This window comes from Mesorhizobium sp. M0960, assembly GCF_040319055.1.
In the GTDB taxonomy this organism is placed as follows: Bacteria; Pseudomonadota; Alphaproteobacteria; order Rhizobiales; family Rhizobiaceae; genus Mesorhizobium.
Window position 1 is genome coordinate 188018 of record NZ_JAMYNN010000010.1, and the last position, 15317, is coordinate 203334.

At 61.0% G+C, this 15317-nt stretch carries 16 protein-coding genes; 1 reads left to right on the plus strand and 15 read right to left on the minus strand.

What is annotated here, in order from left to right; all coding sequences use genetic code 11:
* Positions 1 to 36 precede the first annotated feature (36 nt).
* The 15 genes from NKH63_RS19495 to NKH63_RS19565 all read right to left on the minus strand — a co-directional run bounded on the left by NKH63_RS19495 (position 37) and on the right by NKH63_RS19565 (position 12876).
* The gene (locus tag NKH63_RS19495) at positions 37 to 942 is read right to left on the minus strand and encodes an SIR2 family NAD-dependent protein deacylase (RefSeq protein WP_352918423.1); all 906 of its coding nucleotides are present in this window, start codon (positions 940 to 942) and stop codon (positions 37 to 39) included.
* A 38-nt stretch (positions 943 to 980) separates the two neighbouring features.
* The gene (gene nifT / locus NKH63_RS19500; RefSeq protein WP_023678250.1) at positions 981 to 1193 is read right to left on the minus strand and encodes a putative nitrogen fixation protein NifT; all 213 of its coding nucleotides are present in this window, start codon (positions 1191 to 1193) and stop codon (positions 981 to 983) included.
* The gene (locus NKH63_RS19505; RefSeq protein ID WP_352918425.1) at positions 1190 to 1510 is read right to left on the minus strand and encodes a nitrogen fixation protein NifZ; all 321 of its coding nucleotides are present in this window, start codon (positions 1508 to 1510) and stop codon (positions 1190 to 1192) included. Before NKH63_RS19505 ends, nifT begins: the two co-directional genes overlap by 4 nt.
* Before the next feature lie 99 nt (positions 1511 to 1609).
* Positions 1610 to 1804, minus strand: a complete 195-nt coding sequence (locus NKH63_RS19510; RefSeq protein WP_023678248.1) for a 4Fe-4S dicluster domain-containing protein — start codon at positions 1802 to 1804, stop codon at positions 1610 to 1612.
* Between the two features lie 32 nt (positions 1805 to 1836).
* Positions 1837 to 3315, minus strand: a complete 1479-nt coding sequence (gene nifB, locus NKH63_RS19515; RefSeq protein WP_352918426.1) for a nitrogenase cofactor biosynthesis protein NifB — start codon at positions 3313 to 3315, stop codon at positions 1837 to 1839.
* A gap of 238 nt (positions 3316 to 3553) precedes the next feature.
* Positions 3554 to 5317 carry a nif-specific transcriptional activator NifA gene (nifA, locus tag NKH63_RS19520; protein WP_036238852.1) on the minus strand — a complete coding sequence of 588 codons (1764 nt, stop codon included), beginning with the start codon at positions 5315 to 5317 and terminating at the stop codon, positions 3554 to 3556.
* A gap of 181 nt (positions 5318 to 5498) precedes the next feature.
* Positions 5499 to 5798, minus strand: coding sequence for a ferredoxin family protein (locus NKH63_RS19525; RefSeq protein ID WP_023678245.1), 300 nt, complete (start codon positions 5796 to 5798; stop codon positions 5499 to 5501).
* Between the two features lie 11 nt (positions 5799 to 5809).
* On the minus strand, positions 5810 to 7117 hold the full coding sequence (locus tag NKH63_RS19530; protein WP_023678244.1) for an FAD-binding protein: 1308 nt from the start codon (positions 7115 to 7117) through the stop codon (positions 5810 to 5812).
* 9 nt (positions 7118 to 7126) lie between these two features.
* A complete protein-coding gene (locus NKH63_RS19535) occupies positions 7127 to 8236 on the minus strand; it encodes an electron transfer flavoprotein subunit alpha/FixB family protein (protein WP_352918428.1) in 1110 nt (369 codons plus the stop codon).
* An 18-nt stretch (positions 8237 to 8254) separates the two neighbouring features.
* Positions 8255 to 9106, minus strand: coding sequence for an electron transfer flavoprotein subunit beta/FixA family protein (locus NKH63_RS19540; RefSeq protein WP_352466656.1), 852 nt, complete (start codon positions 9104 to 9106; stop codon positions 8255 to 8257).
* A gap of 189 nt (positions 9107 to 9295) precedes the next feature.
* Entirely contained in the window at positions 9296 to 9676 is a 381-nt protein-coding gene (gene nifW, locus NKH63_RS19545; protein WP_352503026.1) for a nitrogenase stabilizing/protective protein NifW, read from the minus strand.
* Positions 9673 to 10881, minus strand: coding sequence for a homocitrate synthase (gene nifV / locus NKH63_RS19550; RefSeq protein ID WP_352918429.1), 1209 nt, complete (start codon positions 10879 to 10881; stop codon positions 9673 to 9675). The genes nifW and nifV overlap by 4 nt, the downstream gene beginning before the upstream one ends.
* Positions 10878 to 12095, minus strand: coding sequence for a cysteine desulfurase NifS (nifS, locus tag NKH63_RS19555; RefSeq protein WP_352918431.1), 1218 nt, complete (start codon positions 12093 to 12095; stop codon positions 10878 to 10880). The genes nifV and nifS overlap by 4 nt, the downstream gene beginning before the upstream one ends.
* Positions 12046 to 12291 carry a NifU family protein gene (locus tag NKH63_RS19560; protein ID WP_352815953.1) on the minus strand — a complete coding sequence of 82 codons (246 nt, stop codon included), beginning with the start codon at positions 12289 to 12291 and terminating at the stop codon, positions 12046 to 12048. The genes nifS and NKH63_RS19560 overlap by 50 nt, the downstream gene beginning before the upstream one ends.
* Before the next feature lie 264 nt (positions 12292 to 12555).
* Positions 12556 to 12876 (minus strand): iron-sulfur cluster assembly accessory protein, encoded by a 321-nt coding sequence (locus tag NKH63_RS19565; RefSeq protein WP_352815951.1) that lies wholly within the window; start codon positions 12874 to 12876, stop codon positions 12556 to 12558.
* A 725-nt stretch (positions 12877 to 13601) separates the two neighbouring features.
* On the opposite strand from NKH63_RS19565, the gene NKH63_RS19570 reads away from it, so the two are divergent.
* On the plus strand, positions 13602 to 14669 hold the full coding sequence (locus NKH63_RS19570; RefSeq protein WP_352725743.1) for a hemin-degrading factor: 1068 nt from the start codon (positions 13602 to 13604) through the stop codon (positions 14667 to 14669).
* Positions 14670 to 15317: the final 648 nt, after the last annotated feature.

Below are 15317 nucleotides of genomic sequence, written 5' to 3' on the forward strand. Positions count from 1 at the left end.
AGCCGAAGGACCAATCATCAAAGGGGCCCGCCATTGTTAATCCTGTCCACCACCTGCAGCAGTGCCCGTTCCTATAAGCCGAGCCGCGGCTTCACTTACTGGCATGTCGATCACCGTGATTCCGCTTGCCGCAAGGAAACGCGCTTCGTTTCTGGTCAGCGTTTCCGCGTCCATTACCGCGCAATGTGGACCTCGGGAGCGCTTCATGATCTGCCTGGCGTAGGTGCGCAGCATCTGATCGTTGAAGCGGCAGCCAACGAAGAAAAATCCGCGGGTGATGCGCCGTTCCTTCACCACGTCTGGGATCGGTGTCTGGATATCGATTTCGGTCAGGACTTCGACATAGTCGGAATCTGCGACGAGAAAGTTTTGCGCCGGCCTAATACTCCCGTGAGGTGTATAGAGAACCGTCTTTGCCCCCGATCGGGGGTCGAGTTCCCTCCCGGACAAATCGTAGGTTTTCGTCCAAATGTTACCGATTTCGTTCGCCCGCGTGACGCCTTGTATCTCAACGACGTCCGTTCGGCCGGTCTCTACGAGAGCCGTGCGCATCGCGCCGTCGTACCAGCTGTCGACGATGAGGGAGAGCGGCAGCCTTGCGAGCCAGGCGTGGAGGAGGGTCGGCGCCACCGGCGCTGCGAATATGTCGGTCATCCAAGCTTGAAGCGTCCGGCGATGCCGGCGCTGTTCGATGAACTGCGCAACCGACCACATATTGGTGCGGATCCTGGAAGGGGCTGGCGCCCGCGCATTGAGTGCCGCGGCAACGAGCTCCGGCGTATGCGGCACAGGCGGTTCCGCACACTTGAACCCAAGAAGACCCGGACCGAGATAGGGGATCACCTCATCGGCGGCGAGCGCTTCCTTCGCCAGGTCAAGCAGCTTTTCGGCAAAACTGTCCCGCACGATGACGAGGTGGCCCGCTGTCAGGATGGTGTTCATGCTCGTTTCCTCGCGACGCACCTTATCAAGGGGCAGCATCAGTCCTCTTCGGAAACCTTCCTTGCCTCGACGGTGATCGGCAGACGCGTATCCCGTGGAAGATCGGGTAGGAGGAGCCGCCACCCGTTCCTGAGCGTCACAGTTCCGCCCCACAACTCTTCCTTCTCAAGCTTGATGATCGGCTCTTCGAGGTCCTTTTTGGGGACATACGCCGACAAGCCAGCATCGGTCCTGCGGATCATGACTTTCATCTGGCCGTCCCTTCATTGGTATTGTTTTCAGCACTGCAGGGCGCCTCGGCTTTGTCGAGGCTCATCAGTTCACGCGCTCGCATGCCGACGACGGTGCCACGGTCGACCCATTCGACCGCATAGATGAAGAACTGCTGGAGAAAGGTGCCAATGTCGCGCACATATCCCTCGTCGCCCTTCCGCACGAGATTTTCGCCGATCTCCCTGCCAGGATAGGTGCCGTCATTTTTTATGTGGCGAGTGGCACGTACCCGCTCTCCCGGCATGAATCGTGGAGGCCTGCGGATTTCGACCTCCTCTTCGCGTCCGAGCGACATGTCCGTTCCCTGATTTCTCTTGAGGCTGCAGATTGTGAACAAAGGCGTTCCAGGCGTCCTGCGAAGGCATCCCCGACCATGTCGGCAGCCCAATGTTCGTCACGCAGGAACGCAGGTCTTCGGCACCGGGCATACCGAGGCACATTGCTGCGCATCGAAGACCCCCTCGCACTCGGTGCACTTTTGCGGCTCGATCACATAGCTCTCGCCTTTGAACTTGATCGCGCCGGAGGGACACTCGAATTCGCAGGCGCCGCATTGGGTGCATTGGGATGCGATGATCTTGAAAGCCATTTTAACTCCTGGTCCGAATGGATGAGACGCGCTCAGGCCGTCGCCGCGAGTGCGGGGGTCCCAGATGCGGCCGCGTAAATCGCGCTGATTGCGGTCTCGATATAGTCGTGGGCATATGCGTCGGTGGCTTGGATTCCAGCGTCGGCGAGCTGATCCTGCGGGCAGTTTCCGATCTTGGCGCACAGCACGACATCTATGCCCTCAAGCGCAGCGATGACGCCATCCAGGGTGGCCTCTGCGCCCCAGCCGCCGAGACAATACTGCTCGACCTTGCGATGCCCGACAAAGCTGATCCCTCTCGGCGAGGCTTCGTAAACCTGGAATTCCTTCGCATGGCCGAAATGTTCATTGACGCGGCCGCCGCCCTTGGTCGCCACCGCGAAGAGAAGGGACTTGCCGGGGCTCGCTGCCTTGACCAATCCGATCGCTTCTCTCCTAGCCGCCACGTGATCACGGCGCTCCTCCGCGACCAGCTCCCGATAGGCCTTGCGATTGCTGGCATCGTAGGTGACCTCGCCGGGAATTCGGTCGACTGTGAATTCCTGGCCACGATCCTCACCGAGCAGGCCGACGGCATCTGCCCGGCACTGCCGGCAGTGGCGCATCAACTGGGCGCCGCCTTCGACACGATCCTGAAGAGACTTCATCTCCATTGCGTTTGGGCCGCGTTGCCCGCTCAGTCCGTAGTGCGTGCCGTGCGCCGGGTCCGAAATCAGCGGCATGAGGTTGTGCAGGAACGCGCCTCGCTCCTTCACCCATCTATTCACCTTGATCAGATGCTCATCGTTCACGCCGGGGATCATCACTGAATTGATTTTGGTGAGGATGCCGCGCGCGGTCAGCATCTCCAGACCCAACATCTGCCGCTCGTGCAGGATCCGGGCGGCTTCGATGCCGACGTAGCGGCGATGGTCGTAAAAGATCCAAGGATAGATCTTTGCACCGACCTCAGGGTCGACCATGTTGATGGTGATCGTCACGTGATCGACATTCATGTCGGCAAGCTCATCGACATGGTCCGGCAGCGCGAGCCCATTCGTGGAGATGCAAAACTTGATGTCTGGGATTTCCCTGGCAACTCGTTCGAACGTTGCCTTCGTCTTCTTCCAGTCGTAACAGGCATCGCCCGGTCCGGCGATGCCGAGCACGGAGAGTTGCGGCACCTCGTTGGCGACCGCGACCACCTTGCGTAGCGCCTGGTCGGGTGTCAGCGTTTCGGAGACCACCCCAGGCCGGCTTTCGTTCGCGCAGTCATATTTGCGATTGCAGTAGTTGCACTGGATATTGCAGCCGGGCGCGACCGCGACGTGCATGCGCGCGAAATAGTGATGCGCCTCTTCTGAAAAGCAGGGGTGATCCTTGATCTTCTCCCAGATAGCCGGATCCGTGTCGTCCGGCTTTATCGACGAGCCGCAGGACGAAGACGCGCAGCCACCGGCTTTCACGGTGGCAAGCAACTGGTCACCGAATGTCGTGCTGAGGCTCTCAAGCGAAATTGCCGGTGCGGACATCGAACGGCTCCGTTGCTGGGTGAATGTCGCAGTTCAAACCGCAAGAGCTATGCCAGCTCAAAGAGCGGTTTTGGTTCACGAATTGGCTTTCGTGTCGGATTCCGTCGGATTGCTCCGACACATCTTTGTCGGGCTTCCGACAGTGGACAAGCAAATCGGGTCGCGAAGGCTACCAGCCTTGGGCGCGAAGGGTGTGAGGGAGACTACTCCGGACTTACGTTTGACGTCATCACGACGTCTAGAATTTCTTCACCTCGATGCCATATCGGCGCAGCGCGTAGCCGATTTGCCGCGGCGTGAGGCCGAGGATACGAGCCGCCCTAGCCTGAACCCAACCGGCCTTGTCCATCGCGTCGATCAGCCGGTCGCGTTCCGTCAGACGCGGGGGACAAGCGGGATCGTTTGGATCGCCGGCCGCAAGGGGAGATACGTTGCCTGCGGAGGCACCGATGCGACTGGCCGGCAGCCGCAATCCGACCGGCACTGCGTTGACCCGTGCGAGATCGTCGATGGTATTGCCGCCATTCGAGCGGTCGGCTCGCTTCCAGAGGAGCCAGGAAAGGCACTGGCTCTTCTTACAGGCGAAATCGGATGGCGTGATCGTCCTTGAACGCGCAAGTGTGGCCGTCCTTTGGACGCAGTTCTCCAGCTCGCGTACGTTACCAGGGAAGTAGCATTGCGAGATCAGGTCAAGCGCCGACGGCGCGAAGGCGAGTGCGCGATCGTTCTCCTTGTTGAATCGGTTGAGGAAGGCGTTCGCAAGGCGTGGAATATCGCCGGGTCGCTCTCTGAGCGGAGGCAGGATAATTGGCACCACATTGATGCGGTAATAAAGGTCGGCCCGGAACTCCCCTTTTATGACGGCCGTCTCGAGGTCCTTGTTGGTGGCGCATATGAGGCGCACGTCGACCTGTAGCGTTTTGGTGCCGCCGACTCGCTCCAACTCGCCTTCCTGCAAGACACGCAACAGTTTGGCTTGAAAGGCCGGCGAAATCTCGCCGATTTCATCAAGTAGCAGCGTTCCCTCATTTGCCAATTCAAAACGACCGGCGCGCTGGGAGATAGCACCCGTGAAAGCGCCCTTTTCATGCCCAAACAGTTCTGACTCCAGAACGCTTTCAGACAGTGCGGCGCAGTTCAATTTGACGAAAGACTTCTTCCTCCGACGTGAGAGCTTATGGATGGCTTGCGCAAAGAATTCCTTGCCGGTGCCGCTTTCACCCCGCAGTAGCACGGTGGAATTGGTCCCTGCTACGACCGAGACGGTTTCGAGCACCTGCTTGAGTGCGGGGCTTTCCCCGATGATCCCGTCGATTTTGACATCCGCATGCCGGGCAGGGTCGTAGGTCCTCCCCTCGTTGGGCGATTTCTCCGGTCTCCATTGCTCATGGACAGACCGCTGACGATCTGTACTCAGGATGCGATGGAGACGGATCGTCCGGCCGACAAGGTTGGCGACCATCGTCAGGAAGTATGTGTCCTCGTCGTCGCGAAAGTCGGTGGCGCCGTCTCCGGCGCGGTCGATCGACAATGTCCCAAGGATTTTATGATCAGCCTTTAGCGGGATACCGATAAAGGCAATTGGGATGGTGCCGCTGCTCGAAGATGTTTGAAGGTCAGCCTGAAATAGTTGGGACTTGCGGACGTCCGGTATGAAGAGCGGCGTCCCCGTAGCGACGATTTGATCTGTTATGGCCTGTGGTATGACGCGGCGAGTGCCTGATTGAGGTGCGTGGGTATTGCCGGCAGTTGCGGCAATCTCCGGCTCTCCTTCAGCGTCCAGGACGACGATTGCTCCGTGACGCATCTGCAGAAACGAAGGCAGGATGTTCACGACATTGGCGAGCGTAATCTCCAGCTCGCTGGGGGCGGTCAGCACCTTCGATATCTCGTAGAGTCCCCTGAGCGCGATATCTGCTTGGGGCATGCTTTTGATGGGCGGTTCAGGGCGGGTATCCCGAGGTGCTACCTCGTCGACCCGATCTTGCGGTACGTGAGCCATGGAAACACCTCAGCGGTTGTCGTCCAGAGTGCTCCTCCTTTTGTGTCTGAGTCTGAATTGTGAAAGCACAGTATTCACGAGCTTCTCTTCGTGGCGCGGCAATTCAAGCAAAGATAGACTTGGCGTTGGTCGCGACCTCAGGTGTACCAAGATTGACCCTCTTGATACGGTGCGTGCGTCCTCATCCGAATTTGAAGAGGACTCCGAAGCCGCCGCGTGGATAGTTCCACTCGATCTCGCCACTGGTCTCGCACAAAATCCGGCAGGTGCCGCACTCCATGCAGCCGTCGGCAGTGATCTCCACTTGACCTTTGTCGTTCAACTCATAACATTTCGCCGGGCAGACGTGGGTCAGCGCGAGCAAGTTCGCGCTTGGCCTCTCGTGCGGTCGCACTTTGATATGCGGACGGCCGGAATCCACCAAGTAGCGGTTCTGGTAAAGCTTGTCCTCGACACGTGACTTCGTCACTGCGATCGTCATTTCGTCTCCCCTCAGCGCCACGCCAATGCAAGGCGGACCGCGTCGCTGACCAGCCCCCAGCGCGAGCGCGCCTTGATGAAGGCCGCCGTGGTCGCCTTTTCCTTCTCGATCTTCGGCGTGCCGTCGACACGCATGAAGTTCTGCGCGGCTTGCGACATCAACCGCGGATAAGCCGTGAAGTAATTGCAGGAATTGGTGTGGAGCAAGGCCGGCATGTCTTTGTATTTCCTTAGGTCCTTGACCACGAAGGACTTGTCCAGCATGGCTTTGTAAAGGGCGAGATTCCGTTTGGTCATAGGACCGTTGCGGCTCTTGACCTCGATGATTGCCTCAGCCGCGATGCGGCCGGAGGTCATGGCGAGGTTCGAACCCTCGCGGTGAATGGCGTTGTTCAGTTGCGCGGCATCGCCGACCACGACCCAACCGTCGCCAAAGAGCTGCGGAATAGCCTTGTAGCCGCCTTCGGGAATGAGATGCGCGGAATATTCTTTCACTTCCGAGCCGGCGATCAGCGGCCGGATCGAAGGATGGGTTTTTAAGGCGTCGAGGAGGACGTAAGGGCTCTCGACCATCGCGGCGAAATCGGAGACGAGGCAGCCAATGCCCAGTGAGATCGACTCCTTGTTGGTGTAGAGGAAGCCGAGCCCGGCCATGCTGCGGGAGGTCGTGCCCACCGCCTCGATCACGCAGCCTTCATCGCCTTTGAGGCCGAACCGCTGCTCAATGACCTCTTCGGGCAGGAAATGCATTTCCTTGACGGCGAGCGCCACGGTTTGCGGCTTCGGCATCTCGCGCAGGCCGGCCCGCGTGCCAAGCAGTCCGCATACACCTTCTGCGAGGACGACCACGTCCGCGTAGATGGCCCCGCCGGCCCGGTCTGTGCGGACGCCGATCACCCTGTCCTTGGCGTCACGGATGAGTTCCGTCACGGTCGTCTCGCACAGAACCGTCGCGCCGGCCTCGCGCACCTTACGCGAAAACCATTTATCGAACTGGGCACGGATGATCGTGTAGCGGTTGGGCTTCGCCTCATTGAAGTCGTCCGACCGATAGTGAATCCCGGTATGGGATGTGTCGTCCATCACCCAAAGCCGCTGTTCAACCAAATGCCGCTCGAGAGGCGCATCGTCCCGGAAATCCGGGATGATCTTCTCCAGCATGTTCGCGTACATGATGGCACCCTGGACATTCTTGGAGCCCGGATATTCACCCCGCTCCAACTGCAGCACCTTCAGGCCGTGGCTGGCCATGGTGTAAGCAGCTGCGTTTCCGGACATGCCGGCCCCAATAACAATGGCGTCGAATTGTTCCTCAATCATGTCCATCCCTTAGCTCGCAAGCTTATCGCGACTGTGGGGCGACAGCCGCCGGGTGAAGGCTTCCGTCAGTGCGGGCAGGAAGCGGATCGCGTCGGTGACGATCCCGAGGTGAGCGAAATCGAAAATCGGCGCGTTCGGGTCGGTGTTGATGGCCACGATGAGATCCGCCCCCTCGACGCCAACCCGATGCTGGACGGCGCCGGAAATCCCGGCCGCTATGTAAAGCTTCGGCCGGATGGTCTTGCCAGTTTGGCCGATCTGCCGATCAGCTGGCATCCAGCTCTTCTGGACCAACGGGCGCGAACAGCCATGCTCGGCGCCGATTGCCCGCGCGAGATTCTTCACAAGCTGCAGGTTCTCCGCCGCGCCTAGACCGAGGCCTCCCGCAACCACGACGTCGGCATAGGCAAGATTTGCCTTTGCCGACTGACTATCCGGCAGGAAGCCGAGGATTTTGGTAACGATCTCGTCCTCGGCTACCGAGAGCTTGTGCCGGATGACACGCCCGACCGGTTTATCCGCCCGCTGCGGCATGGGCATGACCCTCGGTCGCACTGTGGCCATCTGGGGGCGGAAATTGAGCGTATAGATCGTGCACAACAAGGAACCGCCGAAAGTCGGACGGGTGGCGGCGAGCGAACCGTCGGTATCCACATCGAGTTCGGTGCAGTCGGCCGTGAGCCCTGTCTGCAAGGTCGTCGCCACGGAGCCGGCAAGATCCCTGCCGAGTGTGGTGGCACCGAGAAGAAGGATCTCGGGTTTGTGGGTATCGACCAGATCCGTCATCGCCTTGGTGAAAGGCTCGTTCCTGTAGTCGGCGAGCAGCGGCTCCTCGACGATGTAGACCAGGTCGGCACCATAAGCGAAGGCTTCGGCAACGGCGTTCCCGATGGCCTCTCCCGGCGGTCCAAGCACGACGCCCGCAAGCTGGACCTGAAGCTTGTCTGCTAACTTGCGGCCTTCGCCGAGCAGTTCGAATGATACGGGATGGACCTGACCGCGTTCGAGCTCGATGAAAACCCAAACGTGCCGGTAGTCTTTGAAATGCGCGGGCAGCTCCTTCTTTATGCCGGCACGGCCGGCTGCAGGGCGAGGCGTTTCTCGGTTCGCGGTCGACATCGTCTGCTCCTTGCCCTCTCACGCGCCGCCGTTGAAGGCGAGCTCATGTTCCAATGCCGGCTGGCGGGTGAAGATTGCCGTGATGAGTTCGTCAGCGACATCGCGCAAGGCCATCTCGGCGGTGTCGATTTTTGCCGCCTTTTCCGCTCGCGCAGGAGGCGCGAAAACGCGCTTGACCACCGTCGGTGAACCGCGCAGGCCGCATTTGGTGAGATCCTCAATGCCGGCGTCGGCCGCACTCCATTTCAAGACCTGGCTGCGCGCGGCGCACAGGGCGTCCTGGATCGAGCCCCGGCGGATCTCGTTTGTGCCTTCCAGCATGGTGATCAGGCAAGGGAGCCTGCTCTTCAGCATCTGTGTGCCGCCTTCGGAGCGGCGCTCGACCTTGATCTCGCGCGCAGCAAGGTCAATAGAGGCGATCTTCGCGACATAGGTCAGTTGCAGGAGTCCGAGGCGCTTGGCGATGCCGGGCCCGACCTGGGCGGTGTCGCCATCGATCGTCTGCTTGCCGGTGAAGACGAGGTCTGGCGTGCCGAACGTCTCGCCAACCTTCGCGATTGCCTGGGAAAGGGCGAACGAGGTCGCCAGCGTGTCGGAGCCGGCAAAATAGCGGTCGGTCAAGAGCACCGCTCGGTCGGCGCCGTAACCGAGCGCCTTGCGCAGCGCGTCCTCTGCCATGGGCGGACCCATAGTGAGCACGGTGACTTCGCCACCATAGGCGTCGCGCAGTCTGAGGGCTTCTTCGAGGGCGAACAGGTCGTAAGGGTTGATGATGGTCGGAACACCCTGGCGCATGATCGTGTTCGTCACCGGATGGACCCTTATCTGTGCCGAGTCCGGCACCTGCTTGATGCAGATTACGATGTGCATTGGCGGTTTCTCCAGGCTCCTGTCCGGATGCGGGCTTGGCGGTTCATCTCCTTGGGTTGCATCATTCGTGCCAACTGTTTTGCGCTGCCCCCAATTCCTAGAACTTCGCTTGGTTGCTTCTGAGGGCGCCGTGGTGATGACCGGATTTGTCGGCTTCTCGACATTGTCGCGTCGCAACCCGTGTCGCGGTCATTCCTGTCCGAACCGCTTCAGTACGGAGTCGAACGGGACAAAGGTGCGGCCCGGCGTGGCAGGTTTGTTCGGATCGTGGTCTTTGAGCACCTTGAAGACCCGATGGGTGAGCGGCGAGGAAACCGCGAAGTCCTCGTAAGCGCGTTCGAGCGTCGCGCGCACCCGCGCGGCAATCACCTGGTCGGGCAGACCGGAGAAATCTTCTTCGGCAAGGTATTGGCCCACGCGCTTCATGATATGGAGCCGCGAGACATTCAGCACCTTCGGATCATAGGAGACGCCAAGGACTGCGAAGAACTCCTCCGCAGCCGACAGGCGCTTCAGTCGTGCGAGGATGTCGGTGACATCGATGGGGCGGCTGTCAGCGGAACAATTCATTGCATTCTCCCTGGTCGGAAAACTGTGGTGTCGGTGGGCTCGCGCACGGCTGACCTGGACCCGCACAGCTCCGCGAGGGATGCCTCGCTGCACATTTCATCGTAGAGCTCGACCAGTTGAGTTGCAGTGACGGTCGATTTGGTCTCGGCCGCCTCGCGCCGGACGCGGGCCACCATCGCGGCTGCCAAATCCGGGTCGAGATCGCGACCGCTTTCGCTCAGCACATGGGCAATCGCAGTGGCGCCGGAATGCTTGCCAATGACGATACGCCGGCAGCGGCCCACGAGAGCCGGATCGAGCCCCTGATAAGTACGCGAGTCCTTCAGCAGCCCTGCGACGTGAATGCCGGATTCGTGGGTGAAAACATCGGCGCCCACGACCGGCTTAATGGCCGCGGTCTGCCGGCGGGAGGCCCAAGCCACCTGGGCGGCGAGGTCGGGCAATGCGGTCAGCTCGATGCCGGTATTCGCGCCGTCGAGGACCGCCATCGCGGCGGCCACCTCTTCCAGCGCGGCATTGCCCGCACGCTCGCCGAGCCCCAGGACGGTGACGGACGCATGGCGCGCGCCTGCGCGGATCGCGGCCAGCGTGTTGGCGGCAGCAAGTCCGAGATCGTTGTGCGCATGAAATTCAAGCTCGATTGGAGACTGCGCCACGAGCTGGGCGACAAGTTCGAAGGTCGAAAACGGGTCGAGAACGCCGACTGTGTCGGCTAGCCTGACGCGGCTTGCGCCGGCGCGTGCAGCCGTCTCGATGACGCGGGCGAGATGATCCCGATTGGCCCGCGAGGCGTCCTCGCAGCCCACCGCGACGAAGAAGCCGGCGGCGGCTGCGCGCCTGACCATACGTTCGATGACCTGGAGCGCTCCCGCCTTATCGAGGCCGAGCTTGGCGGCAAGTTGGATGTCCGACGCAGGCAGCGATAGATTGATGGCGTGGACGCCGCTCTCGATCGCTGCATCGAGATCCAGCGACGTCATCCGGCACCAGGCCATGAGCCGAACCGGGAGACACCGCGCGACCACGGCGCGAATTGTTTCGATCTCGTCGGCGCCCATGACCGGCGTGCCGATCTCGATCTCTGTGACGCCGGCCGCCGCAAGAGACTCGGCGATCTCCAGCTTTTCCGTCGTGGTAAAGGCGACGCCGGGCGCCTGCTCGCCATCGCGCAAGGTCGTATCGTTGAGAAAGACATGACGGGTCATGAACGGTAGCCGGTTCTGCTGCCGCTCAGGCATAGACCGGATTGACCGTCTTCGGAGGTTCGGTTACCCGGCCCAGAACTGGGAAAGCCACGCAGCTTCTCCACGATTGCCGGCATGACCTCGAGCACCCGGTCGACGTCCGCTTCGCCGTTGTCCCGCGCCAAGGAGAAGCGGACTGCCGCGTGTGGCGTTTTCATCGCGCTCAGGACATGGCTCGGTTCCAGCGAGCCGGAGGTGCAGGCGGAGCCGGAGGAACACGCGATGCCCACGCGGCTGAGGAGAAGTGGAATTCCATCACTTTCGACATGTTCGAAGGAGATGTTTGCGGTGTTGGGCAACCGTTCCAGGGGATCACCAGTGACACAGGTGCTTGGGATGCGCTGGAGAATCCCGTCCTCTAAACGGTCGCGGAGCGACTTTACCCGTGTGGTCTCGTCGTCCATGAATTTCAAGGCGAGTTCGGCCGCCATGCCGAGCCCGACTATGCCGGGCGTATTCTCGGTGCCAGCACGCCGGTTGTGTTCTTGGTGGCCCCCCTTGATCAGCGAGTGGAAATTGACGCCACGTTTTACGAAAAGCGCGCCGATCCCTTTCGGCCCGTGCAGCTTGTGGCCGGAGAGCGACAGCATGTCGATTGCGGTCGACTTCAGGTCCATCGGAAGCTTGCCGACCGCCTGCACAGCATCAGTATGGAAAAGGGCGCCCACTTCCTTGGCCAACTCGGCAAGCCTGGCCACGGGGAAGATCACACCAGTCTCATTGTTCGCCCACATTATCGAGACGATTGCGACCTGTGGGGTGAGGGCGGCCATATAGGCGTCGAGGTCGAGCCGGCCACGGCAATCCACCGGGATCTTGTGCACCTTGACGCGGCGGGTCTTCTCAAGATGCGCGCAGAGCGTCAGCACGGCGGGATGCTCGACCGCGGACGTCACGATCTCGGTTCGGTTGGGCGCCGCCTCGAGCGCCGAAAGAAGCGCTGCATTGTCGCTTTCTGTCCCACCCGAGGTGAAGGTGATCTCATCGTCGAACTCCGCGCCGATCAGAGCTTGCAACTGCCTCCGCCCCTTTCTCACCGCCGCACTGACTGAGGCGCCAAGAGCGTGCGCCGACGAAGGGTTGCCGAATTGATCCCTAAAGAACGGCAACATCGCTTGCACGACCTCAGGATCGACCCGTGTGGTTGCGTTGTTGTCGAGGTAGACAGGTTTCATGTGCGATCCTCAGTTGAGCGGAATGACGCGAGCGCGCGACCGCCTCATTGAGCCTCTGGCGTATGCCGTTGATGATGATGGGCCCGAACTGGCAGCCGGCGCAGACGCCCGAGAGTTTGACGTAGACCGGATCGGCGTCGACACGGACAAGTCCGCAGTCGCCGCCGTCAGCCCGCAGGTAAGGACGCCCGAACACGACAACGTTATCGATAAGCCGAATTTGGCGCAGCGGCGCGATTTGGCGGCCAGCAGCTTGGGTGCCACCAGGAACCGAACTGTTTCGGGAGGCGACGTTCTTTGCGTCCTACCTGAAGCGATTGCCGGTCCCAAGATCGGCTTCGACCTTGCCTTGTTCTTGAGGACAGGGACATCTGTTGTGCCGGCCATATAAGCCTCCTCTGCCGCAAATGAGTCCGTCGGCGGCAATCGCTTCATGGACCCGCACAGGCGCTTCGGGCGATCAACTGAAGGACTTGCCGCAGCCGCACTTCTCGCGCGCGTTGGGGTTATCGAAGACAAAGCCGCAAGATTCGAGCCCGGTGAGGAAGTCGACGGTCATGCCGGCGACATGCGGTTGGGAGCCCGCGTCCACGAACAGCTTGATCCCATCTGTCTCGGTGATCGCGTCGCCCTCGCGCGACACGCTCTCCAGGCCCATTAAGTATTTGAAGCCGGCGCAGCCGCCGGCCTGGACCATGATGCGAAAGCCTTCCGCCGGCTCGCTGGCGCGGGAAAGAGCAGTCTTGATGGCGGCAACAGCGTTGTCGGTGAGCGTAATCATGGCTCCATTCTCCTCAGTCCGGGACCTGCTTGCGCATCACGTTGCATGCACCGTGCCAAAGCGAAAAAACGTTTCAACACAGCGCGGCATCTCTGACACTGCTGTGGTTCTTGTGAGTCCATTGCTGCGAAGGTGTCGGCCAACCGACACGTACTGTCGGGTTTGTCGGGTCCGCCACGCGGGATGTTGGGCCTGAGTTGTTGGCTGAACTCACATTAAACCAATGACCATTACAGAAGACTTCTTCTGAGCTTGCTTCGGCCCAATTGGCACGGTTTTTGAAGCTCAACTGGCGAGGTGGCAAGAGACTGCCGATCCACAATCGTGTCGTGGGTGCCCTCGCGATCGATGCGGCGAAGCAAGGGAGCAACATGTCAGGACTGGGTCAGACACGCTTTGTTTGGCGAAGCAGCGCCGCCCGTGGCATCCGAATGACCGATTGGCCGATTGCGACAACACCCACAATCGCTCACCACCGCCCGGTGGCCACCGACCGGCTCGATGAGATTCCATCGGCATGTGCCTGCTCGTGTCACTCGGGTCTCGCCGCTCCGATAGCACCCCCGGTTTTCGCGCGGGTGCGACGACGTGCGCACGCTGTCCAGCGACACTTTGTTCACGGGCCAGCAGCAGATCAGGGTCGAGCATTACGGCGCGCCCGATCGGCTGAAGATTCACCGGCAGGGCAGCTGATCCTCACACGTAGGTGGAAGCAGGGGTAAGACATGGACCAGCGCGAGAAACCGTCGCCGGACGAAATCCGGCGGGCGTGCGAAGACAATCCGAAAATCCGGGAGCATGATCTCGCCGCTCGATTGGGCATTTCGGAAGCCGAATTGGTCGCGGCGCATTGTGGTCACGGCGCGGTGCGCATCGAGCCGCGCGTCGATGATCTGCTGACCGGCCTCGAAGCGGTCGGCGAGGTGATGGCGGTCACCCGCAACCAAAGTGCCGTGCACCAAAAGATCGGCGTCTACGACAAAGTGGTCACCGGCAACCCGCATGCCATGGTGCTCGGCGACGAGATCGACCTGCGCATCTTCCCGAAAGCGTGGGCGTATGGCTTCGCCGTCGAGAAGCGCGAGGGAGCCGAGATCCGCCGCAGCCTGCAATTCTTTGATGCCACCGGCGAGGCGATGCACAAAGTACATCTCAGGCCCGCCTCGAACCTGCACGCCTATCAGAATCTGGCGGCAGAGCTTGTATCCTCCGACCAGGAGCCGATCATATCGGTCGAGGCGAGCGGGGCGCTCGATAATGCAGTGAGTCCAGACCAAGCCGCCACGGTCGACGACCTACGCGAGCACTGGAGCCGGCTGAGCGACGTGCATCAGTTCTACCATATGTTGAAGACCCTGAAGCTCAGCCGCTGCCAGGCGATGCGTATGGCCGACGAGGATTACGCCTGGCTGCTCGACAATGATGCCGTTGGCGCCCTGTTCCAACAGGCGGCCGAAGACGAGATGCCGATCATGTGCTTTGTCGGCAATCGTGGTTGCATCCAGATCCATTCCGGCCCGATCAAGTCGGTCAAGCAGATCGGGCCGCGGATCAATGTGCTTGACGAGAACTTCCATCTCCATCTTAGGACTCATCACATCCGCGAGGTCTGGGCCGTGCGCAAGCCGACGAGGGACGGTCACGTCACGTCCGTTGAAGCCTATGGCGCCGACGGCAAGATGATCGTCCAGTTCTTCGGCACGCGCAAGGAAGGCGAACGCGAGCGCAGCGACTGGCGGTTTCTGGCCGAGAGTCTGCCACGCGTTCCCGGTCCGAACGACCGGGATGTGTAGAGTGCCGACAGGCCCTCGGATTGAACCGGCCGCCATAGGACTCGGCACCACGTTCCGACAGCGGCTCGCGAGGAAATATAGGTCCATGTGCGATAGAGCTTGCCGTGTTAGCGCATACGCACGGTCAGGTGTGCACGCCGGAATTGACCGCATCGATACAGTCAGGCTCGTCGCCGGCCGGATCGCTGCGCACGAGTGCATCGCTCGTCTGACCGGAAATCCTTGCAGCGGCTACAACAACGCATATGCCATCAGCGCCGAACCGAAGCGGAAGCGCGGCCGGGTCTTGTCGGACCGCACCCGAACCTTGCGCTGGATCGCGTCGTTGCTCAATCCGGGCCGTGCGAGCGATCTCCTCGCTCGTCGACCGGAAGGCTGTGCAGCAGCAGCCAAGCCGAACAGCCCCATGTCGCGAACTCGACAAAACCGACCACGGATGTCGGTTGTCGGACGTTGTCCTAAGAATGATGGACAGGTGATCATCAGCGGCGGGCCTAGTGCAGGCTGGCATTGCTTGGTGCAGCGCCATGGGTACGCCTATCCGGCACGCGACTTGCTTCGACAATTTGATCAGCAGGGCATCAGCAGTGCGTCACGGAGCTCAGAGGTGATTGACCAGCCTCTCAACCCTAACGGGGATAAGCGGCG

Excerpts from the sequence above, each read along its gene's own strand:
- NKH63_RS19505 (WP_352918425.1), bottom strand. The coding sequence starts at position 1,510 with ATGTCGCTCGGACGCGAAGAGGAGGTCGAAATCCGCAGGCCTCCACGA.
- NKH63_RS19525 (WP_023678245.1), bottom strand. The coding sequence starts at position 5,798 with ATGACGATCGCAGTGACGAAGTCACGTGTCGAGGACAAGCTTTACCAG.
- nifB (WP_352918426.1), bottom strand. The coding sequence starts at position 3,315 with ATGTCCGCACCGGCAATTTCGCTTGAGAGCCTCAGCACGACATTCGGT.
- NKH63_RS19540 (WP_352466656.1), bottom strand. The coding sequence starts at position 9,106 with ATGCACATCGTAATCTGCATCAAGCAGGTGCCGGACTCGGCACAGATA.
- NKH63_RS19530 (WP_023678244.1), bottom strand. The coding sequence starts at position 7,117 with ATGATTGAGGAACAATTCGACGCCATTGTTATTGGGGCCGGCATGTCC.
- NKH63_RS19565 (WP_352815951.1), bottom strand. The coding sequence starts at position 12,876 with ATGATTACGCTCACCGACAACGCTGTTGCCGCCATCAAGACTGCTCTT.
- NKH63_RS19495 (WP_352918423.1), bottom strand. The coding sequence starts at position 942 with ATGAACACCATCCTGACAGCGGGCCACCTCGTCATCGTGCGGGACAGT.
- nifA (WP_036238852.1), bottom strand. The coding sequence starts at position 5,317 with ATGGCTCACGTACCGCAAGATCGGGTCGACGAGGTAGCACCTCGGGAT.
- NKH63_RS19535 (WP_352918428.1), bottom strand. The coding sequence starts at position 8,236 with ATGTCGACCGCGAACCGAGAAACGCCTCGCCCTGCAGCCGGCCGTGCC.
- NKH63_RS19570 (WP_352725743.1), top strand. The coding sequence starts at position 13,602 with ATGGACCAGCGCGAGAAACCGTCGCCGGACGAAATCCGGCGGGCGTGC.
- nifT (WP_023678250.1), bottom strand. The coding sequence starts at position 1,193 with ATGAAAGTCATGATCCGCAGGACCGATGCTGGCTTGTCGGCGTATGTC.
- nifV (WP_352918429.1), bottom strand. The coding sequence starts at position 10,881 with ATGACCCGTCATGTCTTTCTCAACGATACGACCTTGCGCGATGGCGAG.
- nifW (WP_352503026.1), bottom strand. The coding sequence starts at position 9,676 with ATGAATTGTTCCGCTGACAGCCGCCCCATCGATGTCACCGACATCCTC.
- NKH63_RS19510 (WP_023678248.1), bottom strand. The coding sequence starts at position 1,804 with ATGGCTTTCAAGATCATCGCATCCCAATGCACCCAATGCGGCGCCTGC.
- nifS (WP_352918431.1), bottom strand. The coding sequence starts at position 12,095 with ATGAAACCTGTCTACCTCGACAACAACGCAACCACACGGGTCGATCCT.